19 protein-coding genes and 4 pseudogenes are annotated in these 22,727 nt (G+C 49.1%); 14 read left to right on the top strand and 9 right to left on the bottom strand.

What is annotated here, in order from left to right:
- The first annotated feature begins 1 nt into the window (after nt 1).
- The 3 genes from RTW80_RS31525 to nhaR all read left to right on the top strand — a co-directional run bounded on the left by RTW80_RS31525 (nt 2) and on the right by nhaR (nt 2,502).
- The gene (locus RTW80_RS31525) at nt 2-58 is read left to right on the top strand and encodes an IS1 family transposase (RefSeq protein WP_003032489.1); all 57 of its coding nucleotides are present in this window, start codon (nt 2-4) and stop codon (nt 56-58) included.
- A 312-nt stretch (nt 59-370) separates the two neighbouring features.
- A complete protein-coding gene (gene nhaA / locus RTW80_RS19260) occupies nt 371-1,537 on the top strand; it encodes a Na+/H+ antiporter NhaA (protein ID WP_000681368.1) in 1,167 nt (388 codons plus the stop codon).
- Nucleotides 1,538-1,602: 65 nt separating this feature from the next.
- Nucleotides 1,603-2,502, top strand: a complete 900-nt coding sequence (gene nhaR, locus RTW80_RS19255) for a transcriptional activator NhaR (RefSeq protein WP_001360397.1) — start codon at nt 1,603-1,605, stop codon at nt 2,500-2,502.
- Between the two features lie 37 nt (nt 2,503-2,539).
- Here the strand turns inward: nhaR and RTW80_RS19250 are convergent.
- The 4 genes and pseudogenes from RTW80_RS19250 to rpsT all read right to left on the bottom strand — a co-directional run bounded on the left by RTW80_RS19250 (nt 2,540) and on the right by rpsT (nt 7,264).
- A pseudogene (locus RTW80_RS19250) lies at nt 2,540-3,507 on the bottom strand (fimbrial family protein).
- Nucleotides 3,508-3,519: 12 nt separating this feature from the next.
- A pseudogene (locus RTW80_RS19245) lies at nt 3,520-4,851 on the bottom strand (fimbria/pilus outer membrane usher protein); the annotation flags it as partial.
- A gap of 246 nt (nt 4,852-5,097) precedes the next feature.
- Nucleotides 5,098-6,518 (bottom strand): annotated as a pseudogene (gene espX1, locus RTW80_RS19240) (type III secretion system effector EspX1).
- A 482-nt stretch (nt 6,519-7,000) separates the two neighbouring features.
- A complete protein-coding gene (gene rpsT / locus RTW80_RS19235) occupies nt 7,001-7,264 on the bottom strand; it encodes a 30S ribosomal protein S20 (protein WP_001274021.1) in 264 nt (87 codons plus the stop codon).
- Between the two features lie 102 nt (nt 7,265-7,366).
- On the opposite strand from rpsT, the gene RTW80_RS19230 reads away from it, so the two are divergent.
- The 8 genes from RTW80_RS19230 (at nt 7,367) to dapB (ending at nt 15,381) form a co-directional block, all read left to right on the top strand.
- Nucleotides 7,367-7,585: a DUF2575 family protein gene (locus RTW80_RS19230; protein ID WP_001300728.1), complete on the top strand. Its 219-nt coding sequence runs from the start codon at nt 7,367-7,369 to the stop codon at nt 7,583-7,585.
- Nucleotides 7,586-7,592: 7 nt separating this feature from the next.
- On the top strand, nt 7,593-8,534 hold the full coding sequence (ribF, locus tag RTW80_RS19225) for a bifunctional riboflavin kinase/FAD synthetase (RefSeq protein WP_000767329.1): 942 nt from the start codon (nt 7,593-7,595) through the stop codon (nt 8,532-8,534).
- Nucleotides 8,535-8,576: 42 nt separating this feature from the next.
- On the top strand, nt 8,577-11,393 hold the full coding sequence (gene ileS, locus RTW80_RS19220) for an isoleucine--tRNA ligase (RefSeq protein WP_001286865.1): 2,817 nt from the start codon (nt 8,577-8,579) through the stop codon (nt 11,391-11,393).
- Nucleotides 11,393-11,887: a signal peptidase II gene (gene lspA, locus RTW80_RS19215; RefSeq protein WP_000083369.1), complete on the top strand. Its 495-nt coding sequence runs from the start codon at nt 11,393-11,395 to the stop codon at nt 11,885-11,887. The genes ileS and lspA overlap by 1 nt, the downstream gene beginning before the upstream one ends.
- Before the next feature lie 124 nt (nt 11,888-12,011).
- A complete protein-coding gene (gene fkpB / locus RTW80_RS19210) occupies nt 12,012-12,461 on the top strand; it encodes an FKBP-type peptidyl-prolyl cis-trans isomerase (RefSeq protein WP_000004655.1) in 450 nt (149 codons plus the stop codon).
- A 1-nt stretch (nt 12,462) separates the two neighbouring features.
- Entirely contained in the window at nt 12,463-13,413 is a 951-nt protein-coding gene (gene ispH / locus RTW80_RS19205; RefSeq protein ID WP_032247621.1) for a 4-hydroxy-3-methylbut-2-enyl diphosphate reductase, read from the top strand.
- A 65-nt stretch (nt 13,414-13,478) separates the two neighbouring features.
- On the top strand, nt 13,479-14,393 hold the full coding sequence (gene rihC / locus RTW80_RS19200) for a ribonucleoside hydrolase RihC (protein ID WP_001239125.1): 915 nt from the start codon (nt 13,479-13,481) through the stop codon (nt 14,391-14,393).
- A 166-nt stretch (nt 14,394-14,559) separates the two neighbouring features.
- Nucleotides 14,560-15,381, top strand: a complete 822-nt coding sequence (dapB, locus tag RTW80_RS19195; protein WP_000543604.1) for a 4-hydroxy-tetrahydrodipicolinate reductase — start codon at nt 14,560-14,562, stop codon at nt 15,379-15,381.
- A gap of 41 nt (nt 15,382-15,422) precedes the next feature.
- On the opposite strand, the gene RTW80_RS19190 is transcribed toward dapB, so the two are convergent.
- Complete coding sequence (locus tag RTW80_RS19190; protein ID WP_312719868.1) at nt 15,423-15,719, bottom strand: hypothetical protein; 297 nt, start codon at nt 15,717-15,719, stop codon at nt 15,423-15,425.
- A gap of 117 nt (nt 15,720-15,836) precedes the next feature.
- Between RTW80_RS19190 and carA the strand changes: the two genes are divergently transcribed.
- From carA to caiF, 3 genes are all read left to right on the top strand, one after another.
- Nucleotides 15,837-16,985: a glutamine-hydrolyzing carbamoyl-phosphate synthase small subunit gene (gene carA / locus RTW80_RS19185; protein WP_032247620.1), complete on the top strand. Its 1,149-nt coding sequence runs from the start codon at nt 15,837-15,839 to the stop codon at nt 16,983-16,985.
- A 17-nt stretch (nt 16,986-17,002) separates the two neighbouring features.
- Entirely contained in the window at nt 17,003-20,224 is a 3,222-nt protein-coding gene (gene carB / locus RTW80_RS19180; RefSeq protein ID WP_001126349.1) for a carbamoyl-phosphate synthase large subunit, read from the top strand.
- Nucleotides 20,225-20,485: 261 nt separating this feature from the next.
- On the top strand, nt 20,486-20,881 hold the full coding sequence (gene caiF / locus RTW80_RS19175) for a carnitine metabolism transcriptional regulator CaiF (RefSeq protein ID WP_000333125.1): 396 nt from the start codon (nt 20,486-20,488) through the stop codon (nt 20,879-20,881).
- 208 nt (nt 20,882-21,089) lie between these two features.
- On the opposite strand, the gene caiE is transcribed toward caiF, so the two are convergent.
- From caiE to RTW80_RS31515, 4 genes and pseudogenes are all read right to left on the bottom strand, one after another.
- Nucleotides 21,090-21,680 (bottom strand): carnitine operon protein CaiE, encoded by a 591-nt coding sequence (caiE, locus tag RTW80_RS19170; RefSeq protein WP_000122876.1) that lies wholly within the window; start codon nt 21,678-21,680, stop codon nt 21,090-21,092.
- 5 nt (nt 21,681-21,685) lie between these two features.
- The gene (caiD, locus tag RTW80_RS19165) at nt 21,686-22,471 is read right to left on the bottom strand and encodes a crotonobetainyl-CoA hydratase (RefSeq protein ID WP_063119248.1); all 786 of its coding nucleotides are present in this window, start codon (nt 22,469-22,471) and stop codon (nt 21,686-21,688) included.
- Nucleotides 22,472-22,579: 108 nt separating this feature from the next.
- Nucleotides 22,580-22,657, bottom strand: a pseudogene (locus tag RTW80_RS31520) (hypothetical protein); the annotation flags it as partial.
- 10 nt (nt 22,658-22,667) lie between these two features.
- The coding region (locus RTW80_RS31515) for an IS1 family transposase (RefSeq protein WP_071528444.1) at nt 22,668-22,727 on the bottom strand (60 nt) is incomplete at its 5' end.

Genomic DNA, 22,727 nt, shown 5'->3' with positions numbered 1-22,727 from the left:
GGTGGAGCTGCATGACAAAGTCATCGGGCATTATCTGAACATAAAACACTATCAATAAGTTGGAGTCATTACCACAAGCTGGATTATTTTTGAAATATTGTCCTAACAAATAACGCCGACTGACAAGAAATTAATTATTACTTTTCCTAATTAATCCCTCAGAAATCCTCACCTTAAGCTATGATTATCAGGGCTTAGGGTCACCCGTTAGCGCTTACAGCCGTCAAAAACTCATCTCACCGCTGATGGCGCAAATCCTTTAATTGCTCGTAAAAAACGAGTTATTCCTACACTATAATCTGATTTTAACGATGATTCGTGCGGGGTAAAATAGTAAAAACGATCTATTCACCTGAAAGAGAAATAAAAAGTGAAACATCTGCATCGATTCTTTAGCAGTGATGCCTCGGGAGGCATTATTCTTATCATTGCCGCTATCCTGGCGATGATGATGGCCAACAGCGGCGCAACCAGTGGATGGTATCACGACTTTCTGGAGACGCCGGTTCAGCTCCGGGTTGGTTCACTCGAAATCAACAAAAACATGCTGTTATGGATAAATGACGCGCTGATGGCGGTATTTTTCCTGTTAGTCGGTCTGGAAGTTAAACGTGAACTGATGCAAGGATCGCTAGCCAGCTTACGCCAGGCCGCATTTCCAGTTATCGCCGCTATTGGTGGGATGATTGTGCCGGCATTACTCTATCTGGCCTTTAACTATGCCGATCCGATTACCCGCGAAGGGTGGGCGATCCCGGCGGCTACTGACATTGCCTTTGCACTTGGTGTGCTGGCGCTGTTGGGAAGTCGTGTTCCGTTAGCACTGAAGATCTTTTTGATGGCTCTGGCTATTATCGACGATCTTGGGGCCATCATTATCATCGCATTGTTCTACACTAATGACTTATCGATGGCCTCTCTTGGCGTCGCGGCTGTAGCAATTGCGGTACTCGCGGTATTGAATCTGTGTGGTGTACGCCGCACGGGCGTCTATATTCTGGTTGGCGTAGTGTTGTGGACTGCGGTGTTGAAATCGGGGGTTCACGCAACCCTGGCGGGGGTAATTGTCGGCTTCTTTATTCCTTTGAAAGAGAAGCATGGGCGTTCTCCAGCGAAGCGACTGGAGCATGTGTTGCACCCGTGGGTGGCGTATCTGATTTTACCGCTGTTTGCATTTGCTAATGCTGGCGTTTCACTGCAAGGTGTCACGCTGGATGGCTTGACCTCCATTCTGCCATTGGGGATCATCGCTGGCTTGCTGATTGGCAAACCGCTGGGGATTAGTCTGTTCTGCTGGTTGGCGCTGCGTTTGAAACTGGCGCATCTGCCTGAGGGAACGACTTATCAGCAAATTATGGCGGTGGGGATCCTGTGCGGTATCGGTTTTACTATGTCTATCTTTATTGCCAGCCTGGCCTTTGGTAGCGTAGATCCAGAACTGATTAACTGGGCGAAACTCGGTATCCTGGTCGGTTCTATCTCTTCGGCGGTAATTGGATACAGCTGGTTACGCGTTCGTTTGCGTCCATCAGTGTGACAGGACGGTTTACCGGGGAGCCATAAACGGCTCCCTTTTCATTGTTATCAGGGAGAGAAATGAGCATGTCTCATATCAATTACAACCACTTGTATTACTTCTGGCATGTTTATAAAGAAGGTTCTGTGGTTGGCGCAGCGGAGGCGCTTTATTTAACACCACAAACCATTACCGGACAGATTCGGGCGCTGGAAGAGCGCCTGCAAGGCAAATTATTTAAGCGCAAGGGACGTGGTCTCGAACCCAGCGAGCTGGGAGAGCTGGTCTATCGCTATGCCGATAAAATGTTCACCTTAAGCCAGGAAATGCTGGATATCGTGAACTATCGCAAAGAATCCAATTTATTGTTTGACGTTGGCGTGGCTGATGCACTTTCCAAACGCCTGGTCAGTAGCGTGCTGAATGCTGCAGTAGTAGAAGGCGAACCGATTCATCTTCGCTGCTTCGAATCCACCCACGAAATGCTGCTGGAGCAATTAAGCCAGCATAAACTGGATATGATCATTTCCGACTGTCCGATAGATTCTACGCAGCAGGAAGGCCTGTTCTCCGTGAGAATTGGCGAATGTGGCGTGAGCTTCTGGTGTACAAATCCACCACCGGAAAAACCGTTCCCGGCTTGTCTGGAAGACCGGCGGCTTTTGATTCCTGGACGACGTTCAATGTTAGGGCGTAAATTGCTTAACTGGTTTAACTCCCAGGGATTAAACGTAGAAATCCTCGGCGAGTTTGATGATGCCGCGTTGATGAAAGCTTTTGGTGCGATGCACAATGCAATCTTCGTTGCCCCAACGCTTTATGCATATGACTTTTATGCCGATAAAACTGTCGTAGAAATTGGTCGCGTCGAGAATGTGATGGAAGAGTATCATGCTATTTTTGCTGAGCGGATGATTCAGCACCCGGCGGTACAGCGAATCTGCAATACGGATTATTCTGCGCTTTTTAGTCCAGCAGCACGTTAATCGGCAGCTCCCCCAAAGTTAAGGTGGGGGAGATAGATTAGTTGTACATTACCACGATTTTGACTCGGCTCATTATTTGCCCGCTTGAGACATTGTTTCCATATGTACGCGGGCGAATAAACAGAGGAATCTGATTACTTCCTTCATGGGGATGCTGAAAAGAGTAGTAATTGCTTTTACCATACTGGATTTCATTCGTACCATCATTGGAGAGTTGAAAGCCTACTTGACCCGCACCGTCCTCACTGTTTTCTAACTCATTTTTTAATATGCTGGTTCCTGACTCCTGTATCGTCACTGGTTCAAAGTAATATTCAACATCACTGGGTTCAAAAACTAATTCACCTTGCTCGCCCTGGATGCAGTCAAATCTTATATGATGAAACTGATAATTTTCATTATTGATACGAGACAGTACAAATCGTCCAGTGTCGATGGATTGATCTTCAAAACCACAGGTCATTAAATTTACCTGTAAAATAGTATTTAAATTAAAATTAAAGCGGGCGCTATTACAATTAGTATTATTCCCTGTACATGAACTCACTTCAATTTCGAACAACAAAGGAAAAGGAGTTCCTGGAAAAATATCTGCGGTGTTGGAACTATCTGATACAGATGCGATAGAGTATGGAATGGTGAAATTTATCGCAGATAGCATTTCTTCTAAATTATAAGATGACTTCCCTGGAAGCGCTATTTTTTTTACCGTCAGATTCAAAGGGGAAATTAATAATATAATGACGACTTCCGACTTTAAACCTTAAACCTTAAAGCGTTCTGTGTTAAAAAATGAACTTTAATGGCGTTGGTCGTCTCTTGTAAGTCTGCACACTCAATGATATTTCCGGTGTTTTCAATTTTTTCGGCGGTGAGATTACCTTTCATACTCAGTGGCTTGAGTATATATGTTCCACGTTGTTCCCCGACATTGGTCAATGCACAGGGAGCACTTTGCACAATAAAAGAATATAGACTCAAGGTGATTAATAAAAGCCACTTCATAGTAAACTCCTTTTACTGGCATATATATGTTTTGTTTTCATCGATAACGTGTTGAAAAGTAATAGTACAGAATAAATTCTGTTCATCATTGAGAGCAACTTTTATGCCAGTTGGAATTTCATCTACGCGAATAAAAAGGCGACTACCCTGGCCAACGACTCCAATATTGTTTTCCTGGAGATCCAGTACGTCATAGCCAAAGGTTAATGGCGAACCATCGGGACGCAGTGCCTGTATATACCAGGGCTTACGTTGGTCAGTTGTAAACTGCACATAAGAAACTGCTCCACGGTAAGGCGCAATAATTTGACGATTGCCCTGCAATTCTGTTTCACTTTCACTGTTTGCTATATCAAGTACCAGATGGTTTTCACGATGAGGTATAATCGAGTCGTAAACAACTTGGCCTTTGCTGTTTTTTCGGTTGTATTTTTGTCCATTAATATGCGCGCCTTCTAATCCAGGCGCATCCAGAATTGCAAATGTATCGGATAACTGGTTAGTGATATTAATACCACCGGACCAGACAACTAATCCACTACTAATACTTCCACCACTTTGCCAGGCGTTTTTAGAATGACTATAGCTGCCATCTATTATGGCGATGGGAGTTCTCCAGCTTAAATTCGTACCAAGCGAGGTATCATTATTTTGTTGTTGCTGATTAACATATATACCATAATTTAACTGATCATGTTCACCGGCTATGCCAGTAATTCCAGTATTGTTGGAGGAATAGCCATCTTTGGAAAATGAGGTCGAATTCGATAAGTTAATTTGGTGACGTGTTTTGGCAATATCATCCCCCCAGTAGAAAGGAATGGAGATAAACAGATTAAAACGCTCCTCTTCTTTATTATTTTCATCATAAGATTGGCTGGCAGAGAAAGTATAACTAATGTGTTGCCAGTTATTGGAGTAACTGAATTGGTAATCTTTAGCATTTCCACTTCGCCCCCAGTAATTCCGCCAAAGCGCACTTAATGATACATTTCCCAGATTATTGGATAAAGGTTGCATAATATTGGCAGAAAGGCTATTTTTTCTGCCAATATCATAAAAATCATTATAATCACTCTGATGATAGTGTTTATCATTTTCGTAAAGATGGTCGCTGAATGTCCTGTAATCCTGCGAAGCATAACGCCAGGCGGCCACGCTAAATCGAGTGGCTGTTTGTACTAGATATTTATTATAGGCGACCTGATAGCTCGTACCTTCGTGTCTGGTATCATTATTTAACTTACTACTCGATCGGGCAGCGTAAAAAGAGATGGCACCCAGCGGTGTATTCCAACCATTTCCCAGAGTTATAGCATTATAGTTATCGGATAAAATCGTACCCGATTATGTGATCAGGTTGTTATTATTTAGATTAATGTTTAAATTTTTTAATTTCTTGATGTGAAGTTGATGAAAGTTTAATATTCTTAATTATTCCCTTCTTTATAAGAAGAGCAAGGTGCCATTATTAGAGTGAGAGAGTAGGATGTTTCAGAGTATGCTTCAGATTATTTTTTATTCCTCTGTAGTGAATTAATAATCATCACAGTTAATTTCATTCTAAAATTACTTCTTTTTTGAGATTTTTTAATTTTGATGAGCTATGTTTTTCATAAGGAACATAGACTCGTTGATGCTCTGAAGGTATTTTCTCATTTCCGGGAATGTTTTGTCGTAATCGTGCATAAACTTTTTCAGTTCTTTATACACATCATTATTTAGCTTTACATTGTCGCGAACTAAAGTTTGTACCAATGGTATCAAAATTTCGAAACGGGACGGTTTGTCATCAATACTTGCCAGGGTTTTGAATACTCCTGTGTATCTGTAACCTAAGTGCTTATTGACAAGTTGAGTGGTCCATCGACCAGGCATAATATCTTCACAGAGCAAATTTTTTATTCTGGTATTAGTGAATGATGCTCCAAATATGTTGCTTTTTTTAATGAAGAGATTATTAATTTCTCCATTTGAAAAGATGGTGTTTGATAAGTCGCTTTCAAAACATGATATATTGGATAATACACAACTAAAATAATACCCATATGAAAGGTTGCTCTTTTCTATTTTTATATTTGATAGCGACATTTTATGTATATTGATATTAGGGGCAGTCAAATACTGGATCTTTTGATCGTTAAGTTCATACATCTCCAGTGATTTATTATAGGGTAATAAAAGTATAAATTCCTTTATATTATCTCCGCAGTAAGAAAAGACGACATCAAATTTATTAGTGGCCATGTTTTCAGTTGAGCAGTAAGCTGATTTTTCTATTAACCGACTGGGCACGCTTTTAAATAAAGATAATTTTCCACATAGTTTTGAATATGCCGAATTGCTAGTTTTAAAATTCTGCCATGTTATTTTCTGGTTATCATCTTTCGATGAGGAGGGGATTTTATTGCATTGTTCATTATATAGCTCAGGGAAAATATTTTTTTAATTAGCTTTTTGATTTCCTGGTTAAGATGACTTTATTTCTTGTCTATTGCACTATATTTAGCGTTTTGTGACGTCATCCTGATGAGCATAAAATGACTGGAGATTTCTGCAGGCCTCATAAAATATTTCAGGAGTATATAGCTGTGGGTATATTTCCGGGTTGAAGTTTGCCTTTAAGAACTTAACGAATTTTTCATAGCATTCTTGATATATCTTAATCTCTTCAGAAAGACATTCGCTTGTTCTGTCATCAAAAACATCCAATCTAAGTAATGTGATGCCTTTGTGTTTAAAAAATAAAATTGAACTGTATGTTCTATGAGTTTACATCTATAAAAATGTGCATCTCTCAGATGAGTATATTGAAAAAAATGATGGAGGACTGGAGATGGTTTAGGAAAATCCTGGTTTCTGAAAAAGTCATCAAACAAAATTAAGAACTCTGTTTTATACTCGCAAAACACTTTTACTAACTCATTTTGTCTTGTTTTATTTATTATTACATCATCTACTATATTTGATTTATAAAGACAATGTGGCGAAGTTGAGATACCATCTGTCATTATCAGTCCTTGAAGTTGATGAATTTTTATTAATTTAATTTATGAGTGAATGTGACTACTATCAAAAATCGCTCATTAATTTTAAGAAGTACAATATAAATAGGTATTTAACCTGTGTTGATTGCTGTTAATAATTTACAAGGTCTAATGAGGAGATATTTATGAATGGTTAAAGTATATAGGAATTTAATTCAAAAATAGAGTGGTCTTAAGTTTAATACCTCAATGTGTATCACAATATCCACATTCTTTGTAGGGGGTCTGGAGATTGAGTAGATATTCTTGTTCAGAATGTATCAGCCGATGGTTCTACGATTCTTAAGCCACGAAGAGTTCAGATAGTACAACGGCATGTCTGCAAGAACCTGCAACTTTTGACTATCTGGCAACCGGCAGTGTGTTCTCTCACGCATCACAAAAGCAGCAGGCATAAAAAAACCCGCTTGCGCGGGCTTTTTCACAAAGCTTCAGCAAATTGGCGATTAAGCCAGTTTGTTGATCTGTGCAGTCAGGTTAGCCTTATGACGTGCAGCTTTGTTTTTGTGGATCAGACCTTTAGCAGCCTGACGGTCCACGATCGGTTGCATTTCGTTAAATGCTTTCTGTGCAGCAGCTTTGTCGCCAGCTTCGATAGCTGCGTATACTTTCTTGATGAAAGTACGCATCATAGAGCGACGGCTTGCGTTGTGCTTACGAGCCTTTTCAGACTGAATGGCGCGCTTCTTAGCTGATTTGATATTAGCCAAGGTCCAACTCCCAAATGTGTTCTATATGGACAATTCAAAGGCCGAGGAATATGCCCTTTTAGCCTTCTTTTGTCAATGGATTTGTGCAAATAAGCGCCGTTAATGTGCCGGCACTCGTTACGTAGTGATGGCGCAGGATTCTACCAGCTTGCGGGGTGTGAATACAGCTTTTCCGCGATAAAAATTGCAGCAGGCGGTCAGTTTCTTCCCGTGATTTGCGCCATGGCAATGAAAAGCCACTTCTTTCTGATTTCGGTACTCAATCGCCGGTTAACCTTGACCGCTGTACAAGGTATACTCGGACGATTTTCACTGTTTTGAGCCAGACATGAAGCTGATACGCGGCATACATAATCTCAGCCAGGCCCCGCAAGAAGGGTGTGTGCTGACTATTGGTAATTTCGACGGCGTGCATCGCGGTCATCGCGCGCTGTTACAGGGCTTGCAGGAAGAAGGGCGCAAGCGCAACTTACCGGTGATGGTGATGCTTTTTGAACCTCAACCACTGGAACTGTTTGCTACCGATAAAGCCCCGGCACGGCTGACCCGGCTGCGGGAAAAACTGCGTTACCTTGCAGAGTGTGGCGTTGATTACGTGCTGTGCGTGCGTTTCGACAGGCGTTTCGCGGCGTTAACCGCGCAAAATTTCATCAGCGATCTTCTGGTGAAGCATTTGCGCGTAAAATTTCTTGCCGTAGGGGATGATTTCCGCTTTGGCGCTGGTCGTGAAGGCGATTTCTTGTTATTACAGAAAGCTGGCATGGAATACGGCTTCGATATCACTAGTACGCAAACTTTTTGCGAAGGTGGCGTGCGTATTAGCAGCACCGCTGTGCGTCAGGCGCTGGCGGATGACAATCTGGCTCTGGCAGAAAGTTTACTGGGGCACCCGTTTGCCATCTCCGGGCGTGTAGTCCACGGTGATGAATTAGGGCGCACTATAGGTTTCCCGACGGCGAATGTACCGCTACGCCGTCAGGTTTCCCCGGTGAAAGGGGTTTATGCGGTAGAAGTGCTGGGCCTCGGTGAAAAGCCGTTACCCGGCGTGGCAAACATCGGAACACGCCCAACGGTTGCCGGTATTCGCCAGCAGCTGGAAGTGCATTTGTTAGATGTTGCAATGGACCTTTACGGTCGCCATATACAAGTAGTGCTGCGTAAAAAAATACGCAATGAGCAGCGATTTGCGTCGCTGGACGAACTGAAAGCGCAGATTGCGCGTGATGAATTAACCGCCCGCGAATTTTTTGGGCTAACAAAACCGGCTTAAGCCTGTTATGTAATCAAACCGAAACACGGAACCGAGAATCTGATGAGTGACTATAAATCAACCCTGAATTTGCCGGAAACAGGGTTCCCGATGCGTGGCGATCTCGCCAAGCGCGAACCGGGAATGCTGGCGCGTTGGACTGATGATGATCTGTACGGCATCATCCGTGCGGCTAAAAAAGGCAAAAAAACCTTCATTCTGCATGATGGCCCTCCTTATGCGAATGGCAGCATTCATATTGGTCACTCGGTTAACAAGATTTTGAAAGACATTATCGTGAAGTCCAAAGGGCTTTCCGGTTATGACTCGCCGTATGTGCCTGGCTGGGACTGCCACGGTCTGCCGATCGAGCTGAAAGTAGAGCAAGAATACGGTAAGCCGGGTGAGAAATTCACCGCCGCCGAGTTCCGCGCCAAGTGCCGCGAATACGCGGCGACCCAGGTTGACGGTCAACGCAAAGACTTTATCCGTCTGGGCGTGCTGGGCGACTGGTCGCACCCGTACCTGACCATGGACTTCAAAACTGAAGCCAACATCATCCGCGCGCTGGGCAAAATCATCGGCAACGGTCACCTGCACAAAGGCGCGAAGCCGGTACACTGGTGCGTTGACTGCCGTTCTGCGCTGGCGGAAGCGGAAGTTGAGTATTACGACAAAACTTCTCCGTCCATCGACGTTGCTTTTCAGGCGGTCGATCAGGATGCACTGAAAGCAAAATTTGCCGTAAGCAACGTTAACGGCCCAATCTCGCTGGTGATCTGGACCACTACGCCGTGGACTCTGCCTGCGAACCGCGCAATCTCTATTGCACCTGATTTCGACTATGCGCTGGTGCAGATCGACGGTCAGGCCGTGATTCTGGCGAAAGATCTGGTTGAAAGCGTAATGCAGCGTATCGGCGTGACCGATTACACCATTCTCGGCACGGTAAAAGGTGCGGAGCTTGAATTGCTGCGCTTTACCCATCCGTTTATGGGCTTCGACGTTCCGGCAATCCTCGGCGATCACGTTACCCTGGATGCCGGTACCGGTGCCGTTCACACCGCGCCTGGCCACGGCCCGGACGACTATGTGATCGGTCAGAAATACGGCCTGGAAACCGCTAACCCGGTTGGCCCGGACGGCACTTATCTGCCGGGCACTTATCCGACGCTGGATGGCGTGAACGTCTTCAAAGCGAACGACATCGTCGTTGCGCTGCTGCAGGAAAAAGGCGCGCTGCTGCACGTTGAGAAAATGCAGCACAGCTATCCGTGCTGCTGGCGTCACAAAACGCCGATCATCTTCCGCGCGACGCCGCAGTGGTTCGTCAGCATGGATCAGAAAGGTCTGCGTGCGCAGTCACTGAAAGAGATCAAAGGCGTGCAGTGGATCCCGGACTGGGGCCAGGCGCGTATCGAGTCGATGGTTGCTAACCGTCCTGACTGGTGTATCTCCCGTCAGCGCACCTGGGGCGTACCGATGTCACTGTTCGTGCACAAAGACACGGAAGAGCTGCATCCGCGTACTCTCGAACTAATGGAAGAAGTGGCAAAACGCGTTGAAGTTGACGGCATCCAGGCGTGGTGGGATCTTGATGCGAAAGAGATCCTCGGCGATGAAGCTGATCAGTACGTGAAAGTGCCGGACACATTGGATGTATGGTTTGACTCCGGATCTACCCACTCTTCTGTTGTTGACGTGCGTCCGGAATTTGCCGGTCACGCAGCGGACATGTATCTGGAAGGTTCTGACCAGCACCGTGGTTGGTTCATGTCTTCCCTAATGATCTCCACCGCGATGAAAGGCAAAGCGCCGTATCGTCAGGTACTGACCCACGGCTTTACCGTGGATGGTCAGGGTCGCAAGATGTCTAAATCCATCGGCAATACCGTTTCGCCGCAGGATGTGATGAACAAACTGGGCGCGGATATTCTGCGTCTGTGGGTGGCATCAACCGACTACACCGGTGAAATGGCCGTTTCTGACGAGATCCTGAAACGTGCTGCCGATAGCTATCGTCGTATCCGTAACACCGCGCGCTTCCTGCTGGCAAACCTGAACGGTTTTGATCCAGCAAAAGATATGGTGAAACCGGAAGAGATGGTGGTACTGGATCGCTGGGCCGTAGGTTGTGCGAAAGCGGCACAGGAAGACATCCTCAACGCGTACGAAGCATACGATTTCCACGAAGTGGTACAGCGTCTGATGCGCTTCTGCTCCGTTGAGATGGGTTCCTTCTACCTCGACATCATCAAAGACCGTCAGTACACCGCCAAAGCGGACAGTGTGGCGCGTCGTAGCTGCCAGACTGCGCTGTATCACATCGCAGAAGCGCTGGTGCGCTGGATGGCACCAATCCTCTCCTTCACCGCTGATGAAGTGTGGGGCTACCTGCCGGGCGAACGTGAAAAATACGTCTTCACCGGTGAGTGGTACGAAGGCCTGTTTGGCCTGGCAGACAGTGAAGCGATGAACGATGCGTTCTGGGACGAGCTGTTGAAAGTGCGTGGCGAAGTGAACAAAGTCATTGAGCAAGCGCGTGCCGACAAGAAAGTGGGTGGCTCGCTGGAAGCGGCAGTAACCTTGTATGCAGAACCGGAACTGGCGGCGAAACTGACCGCGCTGGGCGATGAATTACGATTTGTCCTGTTGACCTCCGGCGCTACCGTTGCAGACTATAACGACGCACCTGCTGATGCTCAGCAGAGCGAAGTACTCAAAGGGCTGAAAGTCGCGTTGAGTAAAGCCGAAGGTGAGAAGTGCCCACGCTGCTGGCACTACACCCGGGATGTCGGCAAGGTGGCGGAACACGCAGAAATCTGCGGCCGCTGTGTCAGCAACGTCGCCGGTGACGGTGAAAAACGTAAGTTTGCCTGATGAGTCAATCGATCTGTTCAACAGGGCTACGCTGGCTGTGGCTGGTGGTAGTCGTGCTGATTATCGATCTGGGCAGCAAATACCTGATCCTCCAGAACTTTGCTCTGGGGGATACGGTCCCGCTGTTCCCGTCGCTTAATCTGCATTATGCGCGTAACTATGGCGCGGCGTTTAGTTTCCTTGCCGATAGCGGCGGCTGGCAGCGTTGGTTCTTTGCCGGTATTGCGATTGGTATTAGCGTGATCCTGGCAGTGATGATGTATCGCTCGAAGGCCACGCAGAAGCTAAACAATATCGCTTATGCGCTGATTATTGGCGGCGCGCTGGGCAACCTGTTCGACCGCCTGTGGCACGGCTTCGTTGTCGATATGATCGACTTCTACGTCGGCGACTGGCACTTCGCCACCTTCAACCTTGCCGATACTGCCATTTGTGTCGGTGCGGCGTTGATCGTGCTGGAAGGGTTTTTACCTTCTAAAGCGAAAAAACAATAATAAACCCTGCCGGATGCGATGCTGACGCATCTTATCCGGCCTACAGATTGCTGCGAAATCGTAGGCCGGATAAGGCGTTTACGCCGCATCCGGCAAAAATCCTCAAATATAAGAGCAAACCTGCATGTCTGAATCTGTACAGAGCAATAGCGCCGTCCTGGTGCACTTCACGCTAAAACTCGACGATGGCACCACCGCCGAGTCTACCCGCAACAACGGTAAACCGGCGCTGTTCCGCCTGGGCGATGCTTCTCTTTCTGAAGGGCTGGAGCAACACCTGCTGGGGCTGAAAGTGGGCGATAAAACCACCTTCTCGCTGGAGCCAGATGCGGCGTTTGGCGTGCCGTCACCGGACCTGATTCAGTACTTCTCCCGCCGTGAGTTTATGGATGCAGGCGAGCCAGAAATTGGCGCAATCATGCTTTTTACCGCAATGGATGGCAGTGAGATGCCTGGCGTGATCCGCGAAATTAACGGCGACTCCATTACCGTTGATTTCAATCATCCGCTGGCCGGGCAGACCGTTCATTTTGATATTGAAGTGCTGGAAATCGATCCGGCACTGGAGGCGTAACATGCAGATCCTGTTGGCCAACCCGCGTGGTTTTTGTGCCGGGGTAGACCGCGCTATCAGCATTGTTGAAAACGCGCTGGCCATTTACGGCGCACCGATATATGTCCGTCACGAAGTGGTGCATAACCGCTACGTGGTCGATAACCTGCGCGAGCGTGGGGCTATCTTTATTGAGCAGATTAGCGAAGTGCCGGACGGCGCAATCCTGATTTTCTCCGCACACGGTGTTTCTCAGGCGGTACGTAACGAAGCGAAAAGCCGTGATTTGACGGTATTCGACGCCACCTGCCCGCTGGTGACCAAAGTGCATATGGAAGTCGCCCGCGCTAGTCGCCGTGGCGAAGAATCTATTCTCATCGGTCACGCCGGGCACCCGGAAGTGGAAGGCACGATGGGTCAGTACAGCAACCCGGAAGGGGGAATGTATCTGGTTGAATCACCAGACGATGTGTGGAAACTGACGGTCAAAAACGAAGAGAAACTCTCCTTTATGACCCAGACCACGCTGTCGGTGGATGACACGTCTGATGTGATCGACGCGCTGCGTAAACGCTTCCCGAAAATTGTCGGTCCGCGCAAAGATGACATCTGCTACGCCACGACTAACCGACAGGAAGCGGTACGTGCCCTGGCCGAACAGGCGGAAGTTGTGCTGGTGGTCGGTTCGAAAAACTCCTCTAACTCCAACCGTCTGGCGGAGCTGGCCCAGCGTATGGGCAAAAGCGCGTTTTTGATTGATGATGCGAAAGATATCCAGGAAGAGTGGGTGAAAGAGGTTAAATGCGTCGGCGTGACTGCGGGCGCATCGGCTCCGGATATTCTGGTGCAGAATGTGGTGGCACGTTTGCAACAGCTGGGCGGTGGTGAAGCCATTCCGCTGGAAGGACGTGAAGAAAACATTGTTTTCGAAGTGCCGAAAGAGCTGCGTGTCGATATTCGTGAAGTCGATTAAGTCATTAGCAGCCTAAGTTATGCGAAAATGCCGGTCTTGTTACCGGCATTTTTTATGGAGAAAACATGCGTTTACCTATCTTCCTCGATACTGACCCCGGCATTGACGATGCCGTCGCCATTGCCGCCGCGATTTTTGCCCCCGAACTCGACCTGCAACTGATGACCACTGTCGCGGGTAATGTTTCGGTAGAGAAAACCACCCGCAATGCCCTGCAACTGCTGCATTTCTGGAATGCGGAGATTCCGCTCGCCCAGGGAGCCGCTGTGCCGCTGGTACGCGCACCGCGTGATGCGGCATCTGTGCACGGCGAATCGGGAATGGCTGGCTACGACTTTGTTGAGCACAACCGAAAGCCACTCGGGATACCGGCGTTTCTGGCGATTCGGGATGCCCTGATGCGTGCACCAGAGCCTGTTACTCTGGTAGCCATCGGCCCGTTAACCAATATTGCGCTGTTACTTTCACAATGCCCGGAATGCAAACCGCATATTCGCCGTCTGGTGATCATGGGTGGTTCTGCCGGTCGCGGCAACTGCACACCAAACGCCGAGTTTAATATCGCTGCCGATCCAGAAGCGGCTGCCTGTGTCTTCCGTAGCGGAATCGAAATTGTCATGTGCGGTCTGGATGTCACCAATCAGGCAATATTAACCCCTGACTATCTCGCTACTTTGCCGGAGTTGAATCGCACCGGAAAAATGCTCCACGCCCTGTTTAGCCACTACCGTAGCGGCAGTATGCAAAGCGGTCTGCGAATGCACGATCTCTGCGCCATCGCCTGGCTGGTGCGCCCGGACTTATTCACCCTCAAGCCGTGTTTTGTCGCGGTAGAAACTCAAGGCGAATTTACCTCAGGCACGACGGTGGTTGATATCGACGGTTGCTTGGGCAAACCAGCCAATGTACAGGTGGCATTGGATCTGAATGTAAAAGGCTTCCAGCAGTGGGTAGCTGAGGTGCTGGCTCTGGTGCCGTAACCTGTCACATGTTATCGGCATGCAGTCATTCATCGACTCATGCCTTTCACTGATATCCCTCCCTGTTTATCATTAATTTCTAATTATCAGCGTTTTTGGCTGGCGGCGTAGCGATGCGCTGGTTACTCTGAAAACGGTCTATGCAAATTAACAAAAGAGAATAGCTATGCATGATGCAAACATCCGCGTTGCCATCGCGGGAGCCGGGGGGCGTATGGGCCGCCAGTTGATTCAGGCGGCGCTGGCATTAGAGGGCGTGCAGTTGGGCGCTGCGCTGGAGCGTGAAGGATCTTCTTTACTGGGCAGCGACGCCGGTGAGCTGGCCGGAGCCGGGAAAACAGGCGTTACCGTGCAAAGCAGCCTCGATGCGGTAAAAGATGATTTTGATGTGTTTATCGATTTTACCCGTCCGGAAGGTACGCTGAACCATCTCGCTTTTTGTCGCCAGCATGGCAAAGGGATGGTGATAGGCACTACGGGGTTTGACGAAGCCGGTAAACAAGCAATTCGTGACGCCGCTGCCGATATTGCGATTGTCTTTGCTGCCAATTTTAGCGTTGGCGTTAACGTCATGCTTAAGCTGCTGGAGAAAGCAGCCAAAGTGATGGGTGACTACACCGATATCGAAATTATTGAAGCACATCATAGACATAAAGTTGATGCGCCGTCAGGCACCGCACTGGCAATGGGAGAGGCGATCGCCCACGCCCTTGATAAAGATCTGAAAGATTGCGCGGTCTACAGTCGTGAAGGCCACACCGGTGAACGTGTGCCTGGCACCATTGGTTTTGCCACCGTGCGTGCAGGTGACATCGTTGGTGAACATACCGCGATGTTTGCCGATATTGGCGAGCGTCTGGAGATCACCCATAAGGCGTCCAGCCGTATGACATTTGCTAACGGCGCGGTAAGATCGGCTTTGTGGTTGAGTGGTAAGGAAAGCGGTCTTTTTGATATGCGAGATGTACTTGATCTCAATAATTTGTAACCACAAAATATTTGTTATGGTGCAAAAATAAAACATTTAATTTATTGATTATAAAGGGCTTTAATTTTTGGCCCTTTTATTTTTGGTATTATGTTTTTAAATTGTCTATAAGTGCCAAAAATTACATGTTTTGTCTTCTGTTTTTGTTGTTTTAATGTAAATTTTGACCATTTGGTCCACTTTTTTCTGCTCGTTTTTATTTCATGCAATCTTCTTGCTGCGCAAGCGTTTTCCAGAACAGGTTGGATGATCTTTTTGTCGCTTAATGCCTGTAAAACATGCATGAGCCACAAAATAATATAAAAAATCCCGCCATTAAGTTGACTTTTAGCGCCCATATCTCCAGAATGCCGCCGTTTGCCAGAAATTCGTCGGTAAGCAGATTTGCATTGATTTACGTCATCATTGTGAATTAATATGCAAATAAAGTGAGTGAATATTCTCTGGAGGGTGTTTTGATTAAGTCAGCGCTATTGGTTCTGGAAGACGGAACCCAGTTTCACGGTCGGGCCATAGGGGCAACAGGTTCGGCGGTTGGGGAAGTCGTTTTCAATACTTCAATGACCGGTTATCAAGAAATCCTCACTGATCCTTCCTATTCTCGTCAAATCGTTACTCTTACTTATCCCCATATTGGCAATGTCGGCACCAATGACGCCGATGAAGAATCTTCTCAGGTACATGCACAAGGTCTGGTGATTCGCGACCTGCCGCTGATTGCCAGCAACTTCCGTAATACCGAAGACCTCTCTTCTTACCTGAAACGCCATAACATCGTGGCGATTGCCGATATCGATACCCGTAAGCTGACGCGTTTACTGCGCGAGAAAGGCGCACAGAATGGCTGCATTATCGCGGGCGATAACCCGGATGCGGCGCTGGCGTTAGAAAAAGCCCGCGCGTTCCCAGGTCTGAATGGCATGGATCTGGCAAAAGAAGTGACCACCGCAGAAGCCTATAGCTGGACACAAGGGAGCTGGACGTTGACCGGTGGCCTGCCAGAAGCGAAAAAAGAAGACGAGCTGCCGTTCCACGTCGTGGCTTATGATTTTGGTGCCAAGCGCAACATCCTGCGGATGCTGGTGGATAGAGGCTGTCGCCTGACCATCGTTCCGGCGCAAACTTCTGCGGAAGATGTGCTGAAAATGAATCCAGACGGCATCTTCCTCTCCAACGGTCCTGGCGACCCGGCCCCGTGCGATTACGCCATTACCGCCATCCAGAAATTCCTCGAAACCGATATTCCGGTATTCGGCATCTGTCTCGGTCATCAGCTGCTGGCGCTGGCGAGCGGTGCGAAGACTGTCAAAATGAAATTTGGTCACCACGGCGGCAACCATCCGGTTAAAGATGTGGAGAAAAACGTGGTAATGATCACCGCCCAGAACCACGGTTTTGCGGTGGACGAAGCAATATTACCTGCAAACCTGTGTGTCACGCATAAATCCCTGTTCGACGGTACGTTACAGGGCATTCATCGCACCGATAAACCGGCATTCAGCTTCCAGGGGCACCCTGAAGCCAGCCCTGGTCCACACGACGCCGCGCCGTTGTTCGACCACTTTATCGAGTTAATTGAGCAGTACCGTAAAACCGCTAAGTAATCAGGAGTAAAAGAGCCATGCCAAAACGTACAGATATAAAAAGTATCCTGATTCTGGGTGCGGGCCCGATTGTTATCGGTCAGGCGTGTGAGTTTGACTACTCTGGCGCGCAAGCGTGTAAAGCCCTGCGTGAAGAGGGTTACCGCGTCATTCTGGTGAACTCCAACCCGGCGACCATCATGACCGACCCGGAAATGGCTGATGCAACCTACATCGAGCCGATTCACTGGGAAGTTGTACGCAAGATTATTGAAAAAGAGCGCCCGGACGCGGTGCTGCCAACGATGGGCGGTCAGACGGCGCTGAACTGCGCGCTGGAGCTGGAACGTCAGGGCGTGTTGGAAGAGTTCGGTGTCACCATGATTGGTGCCACTGCCGATGCGATTGATAAAGCAGAAGACCGCCGTCGTTTCGACGTAGCGATGAAGAAAATTGGTCTGGAAACCGCGCGTTCCGGTATCGCACACACGATGGAAGAAGCGCTGGCGGTTGCCGCTGACGTGGGCTTCCCGTGCATTATTCGCCCATCCTTTACCATGGGCGGTAGCGGCGGCGGTATCGCTTATAACCGTGAAGAGTTTGAAGAAATTTGCGCCCGCGGTCTGGATCTCTCTCCGACCAAAGAGTTGCTGATTGATGAGTCGCTGATCGGCTGGAAAGAGTACGAGATGGAAGTGGTGCGTGATAAAAACGACAACTGCATCATCGTCTGCTCTATCGAAAACTTCGATGCGATGGGCATCCACACCGGTGACTCCATCACTGTCGCGCCAGCCCAAACGCTGACCGACAAAGAATATCAAATCATGCGTAACGCCTCGATGGCGGTGCTGCGTGAAATCGGCGTTGAAACCGGTGGTTCCAACGTTCAGTTTGCGGTGAACCCGAAAAACGGTCGTCTGATTGTTATCGAAATGAACCCACGCGTGTCCCGTTCTTCGGCGCTGGCGTCGAAAGCGACCGGTTTCCCGATTGCTAAAGTGGCGGCGAAACTGGCGGTGGGTTACACCCTCGACGAACTGATGAACGACATCACTGGCGGACGTACTCCGGCCTCCTTCGAGCCGTCCATCGACTATGTGGTTACTAAAATTCCTCGCTTCAACTTCGAAAAATTCGCCGGTGCTAACGACCGTCTGACCACTCAGATGAAATCGGTTGGCGAAGTGATGGCGATTGGTCGCACGCAGCAGGAATCCCTGCAAAAAGCGCTGCGCGGCCTGGAAGTCGGTGCGACTGGATTCGACCCGAAAGTGAGCCTGGATGACCCGGAAGCGTTAACCAAAATCCGTCGCGAACTGAAAGACGCAGGCGCAGATCGTATCTGGTACATCGCCGATGCGTTCCGTGCGGGCCTGTCTGTGGACGGCGTCTTCAACCTGACCAATATTGACCGCTGGTTCCTGGTACAGATTGAAGAACTGGTGCGTCTGGAAGAGAAAGTAGCGGAAGTGGGCATCACTGGCCTGAACGCTGAATTCCTGCGCCAGCTGAAACGCAAAGGCTTTGCCGATGCGCGTCTGGCAAAACTGGCGGGCGTGCGCGAAGCGGAAATCCGCAAGCTGCGCGACCAGTATGACCTGCACCCGGTTTATAAGCGCGTGGATACCTGTGCGGCAGAGTTCGCCACCGACACCGCTTACATGTACTCCACTTATGAAGAAGAGTGCGAAGCGAATCCGTCTACCGACCGTGAAAAAATCATGGTTCTCGGCGGCGGCCCGAACCGTATCGGTCAGGGTATCGAATTCGACTACTGCTGTGTACACGCCTCGCTGGCGCTGCGCGAAGACGGTTACGAAACCATTATGGTTAACTGTAACCCGGAAACCGTCTCCACCGACTACGACACTTCCGACCGCCTCTACTTCGAGCCGGTAACCTTGGAAGATGTGCTGGAAATCGTGCGTATTGAGAAGCCGAAAGGCGTTATCGTTCAGTACGGCGGTCAGACCCCGCTGAAACTGGCGCGTGCACTGGAAGCCGCTGGCGTACCGGTTATCGGCACCAGCCCGGATGCTATCGACCGTGCGGAAGACCGTGAACGCTTCCAGCACGCGGTTGACCGCCTGAAACTGAAGCAACCGGCGAACGCCACCGTTACCGCTATCGAAATGGCGGTAGAGAAGGCGAAAGAGATTGGCTACCCGCTGGTGGTACGTCCGTCTTACGTTCTCGGCGGTCGGGCGATGGAAATCGTCTATGACGAAGCAGACCTGCGTCGCTACTTCCAGACGGCGGTCAGCGTGTCTAACGATGCGCCAGTGTTGCTGGACCACTTCCTCGATGACGCGGTAGAAGTGGATGTGGACGCCATCTGCGACGGCGAAATGGTGCTGATTGGCGGCATCATGGAGCATATTGAGCAGGCGGGCGTGCACTCCGGTGACTCCGCATGTTCGCTGCCAGCCTACACTTTAAGTCAGGAAATTCAGGATGTGATGCGCCAGCAGGTGCAGAAACTGGCCTTCGAATTGCAGGTGCGCGGCCTGATGAACGTGCAGTTTGCGGTGAAAAACAACGAAGTCTACCTGATTGAAGTTAACCCGCGTGCGGCGCGTACCGTTCCGTTCGTCTCCAAAGCCACCGGCGTACCGCTGGCAAAAGTGGCGGCGCGCGTGATGGCTGGCAAATCGCTGGCTGAGCAGGGCGTAACCAAAGAAGTTATCCCGCCGTACTACTCGGTGAAAGAAGTGGTGCTGCCGTTCAATAAATTCCCGGGCGTTGACCCGCTGTTAGGGCCAGAAATGCGCTCTACCGGGGAAGTCATGGGCGTGGGCCGCACCTTCGCTGAAGCGTTTGCCAAAGCGCAGCTGGGCAGCAACTCCACCATGAAGAAACACGGTCGTGCGCTGCTTTCCGTGCGCGAAGGCGATAAAGAACGCGTGGTGGACCTGGCGGCAAAACTGCTGAAACAGGGCTTCGAGCTGGATGCGACCCACGGCACGGCGATTGTGCTGGGCGAAGCAGGTATCAACCCGCGTCTGGTAAACAAGGTGCATGAAGGCCGTCCGCACATTCAGGACCGTATCAAGAATGGCGAATATACCTACATCATCAACACCACCTCAGGCCGTCGTGCGATTGAAGACTCCCGCGTGATTCGTCGCAGTGCGCTGCAATATAAAGTGCATTACGACACCACCCTGAACGGCGGCTTTGCCACCGCGATGGCGCTGAATGCCGATGCGACTGAAAAAGTAATTTCGGTGCAGGAAATGCACGCACAGATCAAATAATAGCGTGTCATGGCAGATATTTTTCATCCGCTAATTTGATCGAATAACTAATACGGTTCTCTGATGAGGACCGTTTTTTTTTGCCCATTAAGTAAATCTTTTGGGGAATCGATATTTTTGATGACATAAGCAGGATTTAGCTCACACTTATCGACGGTGAAGTTGCATACTATCGATATATCCACAATTTTAATATGGCCTTGTTTAATTGCTTCAAAACGAGTCATAGCCAGACTTTTAATTTGTGAAACTGGAGTTCGTATGTGTGAAGGATATGTTGAAAAACCACTCTACTTGTTAATCGCCGAATGGATGATGGCTGAAAATCGGTGGGTGATAGCAAGAGAGATCTCTATTCATTTCGATATTGAACACAGCAAGGCGGTTAATACCCTGACTTATATTCTGTCGGAAGTCACAGAAATAAGCTGCGAAGTTAAGATGATCCCTAATAAGCTGGAAGGGCGGGGATGCCAGTGTCAGCGACTGGTTAAAGTGGTCGATATCGATGAGCAAATTTACGCGCGCCTGCGCAATAACAGTCGGGAAAAATTAGTCGGCGTAAGAAAGACACCGCGTATTCCTGCCGTTCCGCTCACGGAACTTAACCGCGAGCAGAAGTGGCAGATGATGTTGTCAAAGAGTATGCGTCGTTAATGTCATTTCGATGATACCGTGCGACCTGGTCGCCGGATGCGATGCTGGCGCATCTTATCCGGCTTACGGTTGCTCTCCAGCCGGGTTGGATAAGGCGTTTATGCCGCATCCGACAGCTATCGCCGGATGCGATGCTGGCGCATCTTATCCGGCCTACGGTTGCTCTCCAGCAGAGTTGGATAAGGAGTTTACGCCGCATCCGGCAAGATCACCGTTTAGGCGTCACATCCGTCGTCCCCTGCAAACGGGGGCGATTTTCCTCCATTTGCCTCAACGGCTGCGTTTCATGTAACGATGCATGACAGCGCCCGACAAGATCCTGATACTCTTTGGTATTCAACCGTTTCCAGTGTAACTCGTCGTCACTAACACTGCGTACAGCGCGGGCTGGCGTACCCATCAACAACTGGCGTTTCTCGCCGTGAAAGCCTGCTTTGACAAAGCTCATGGCGGCAACAATGCTCTCTTCGCCAATGACCGCGCCATCCATAATCACGCTGTTCATCCCGACCAATGCATCGCGACCAATCACACAACCATGCAGGATCGCTCCGTGCCCGATATGGCCGTTTTCCCCAACGATGGTGTCAGTGTCGCAGTAGCCATGCATAATGCAGCCATCCTGAATATTGGCTCCCGCTTGCACGATCAACCGCCCGTAGTCACCACGCAGTGAGGCGAGTGGGCCGATGTAGACACCGGCTCCCACAATCACATCGCCAATCAAGACGGCACTGGGATGGACAAACGCCGTCGGGTGAACCACCGGAATTAACCCCTCAAAGGCGTAATAGCTCACGGTTGTTAACGTCCTTTCCACACCGGATCGCGCTTCTCGGCAAACGCCAGCGGCCCTTCAATGGCATCCTCCGAATGCAGAACCGACGGATAGTGTTTCAACACGCCGCTGCGAATATAGCGATACGCTTCTTCTACCGGCATTTCGCTGGTGGTGCGGTAGATCTCTTTCAGCGCCGCAATCGCCAGCGGGGCGCTGTTAACCAGCTGCTGCGCCAGTTCACGGGCGTTATCCATCAGTTCCGCCTGGCTAACCACGCGGTTGACTATCCCCCAACGCAACGCCTCTTCTGCGCCCATTCGTCTGCCGGTCATCACCATTTCATTGACGATGGCAGGCGGCAGGATCTTCGGCAGACACAGCACGCCGCCGCTGTCAGGAACGATGCCCAGTTTGGCTTCCGGCAGGGCGAAGCTGGCGTTATCGGCACAAACAATAAAATCTGCCGCCAGCGCCAGTTCAAAGCCGCCACCAAAGGCATAGCCGTTCACAGCTGCGATAACCGGTTTGTCGAGATTGAAAATTTCGGTTAATCCCGCAAAACCCCCCGGGCCAAAGTCAGCATCCGGTGCTTCGCCTTCTGCTGCCGCTTTTAAATCCCAGCCCGCGGAAAAGAACTTCTCTCCGGCACCGGTAATAATGGCGACACGTAATTGCGGATCGTCACGGAAATTTAGAAATACTTCGCCCATTTCAAAGCTGGTTTTTGCATCAATAGCATTCGCTTTTGGACGATCAAGGGTAATTTCCAGAATTGATCCATTGCGGGTCAGATGTAATGATTCACTCATTCCTTTTCTCCATTTTTGCTTTTTCAGGGACGACAACATCCCTGCAAAAAATGCATATTGTTTTAGAGCGTGATTATTAGCTGGCAGGGTAGTTCCCTGCTGTTTCATTTATTTCAGATGCTTTCTAATTATTTTCCCCGAGCAATTACGTGGCAGATCTTTTCTGATCTCCAGATAAGAGGGTAATGACTCCAACTTATTGATAGTGTTTTATGTTCAGATAATGCCCGATGACTTTGTCATGCAGCTCCACCGA

The organism is Escherichia sp. AM3 (assembly GCF_032029835.1).
Taxonomy (GTDB): domain Bacteria; phylum Pseudomonadota; class Gammaproteobacteria; order Enterobacterales; family Enterobacteriaceae; genus Escherichia; species Escherichia coli.
Note: the sequence above shows the minus strand (reverse complement) of the source record. Positions and strands in the feature narration are given on the sequence as shown.

Coding starts and splice junctions, on each gene's coding strand:
- nhaR (WP_001360397.1), top strand. CDS start 1,603: ATGTCTCATATCAATTACAACCACTTGTATTACTTCTGGCATGTTTAT.
- RTW80_RS19230 (WP_001300728.1), top strand. CDS start 7,367: ATGTGCCGGCACTCGTTACGTAGTGATGGCGCAGGATTCTACCAGCTT.
- ribF (WP_000767329.1), top strand. CDS start 7,593: ATGAAGCTGATACGCGGCATACATAATCTCAGCCAGGCCCCGCAAGAA.
- ileS (WP_001286865.1), top strand. CDS start 8,577: ATGAGTGACTATAAATCAACCCTGAATTTGCCGGAAACAGGGTTCCCG.
- lspA (WP_000083369.1), top strand. CDS start 11,393: ATGAGTCAATCGATCTGTTCAACAGGGCTACGCTGGCTGTGGCTGGTG.
- fkpB (WP_000004655.1), top strand. CDS start 12,012: ATGTCTGAATCTGTACAGAGCAATAGCGCCGTCCTGGTGCACTTCACG.
- ispH (WP_032247621.1), top strand. CDS start 12,463: ATGCAGATCCTGTTGGCCAACCCGCGTGGTTTTTGTGCCGGGGTAGAC.
- rihC (WP_001239125.1), top strand. CDS start 13,479: ATGCGTTTACCTATCTTCCTCGATACTGACCCCGGCATTGACGATGCC.
- dapB (WP_000543604.1), top strand. CDS start 14,560: ATGCATGATGCAAACATCCGCGTTGCCATCGCGGGAGCCGGGGGGCGT.
- RTW80_RS19190 (WP_312719868.1), bottom strand. CDS start 15,719: ATGGGCGCTAAAAGTCAACTTAATGGCGGGATTTTTTATATTATTTTG.
- carB (WP_001126349.1), top strand. CDS start 17,003: ATGCCAAAACGTACAGATATAAAAAGTATCCTGATTCTGGGTGCGGGC.
- caiF (WP_000333125.1), top strand. CDS start 20,486: ATGTGTGAAGGATATGTTGAAAAACCACTCTACTTGTTAATCGCCGAA.
- caiD (WP_063119248.1), bottom strand. CDS start 22,471: ATGAGTGAATCATTACATCTGACCCGCAATGGATCAATTCTGGAAATT.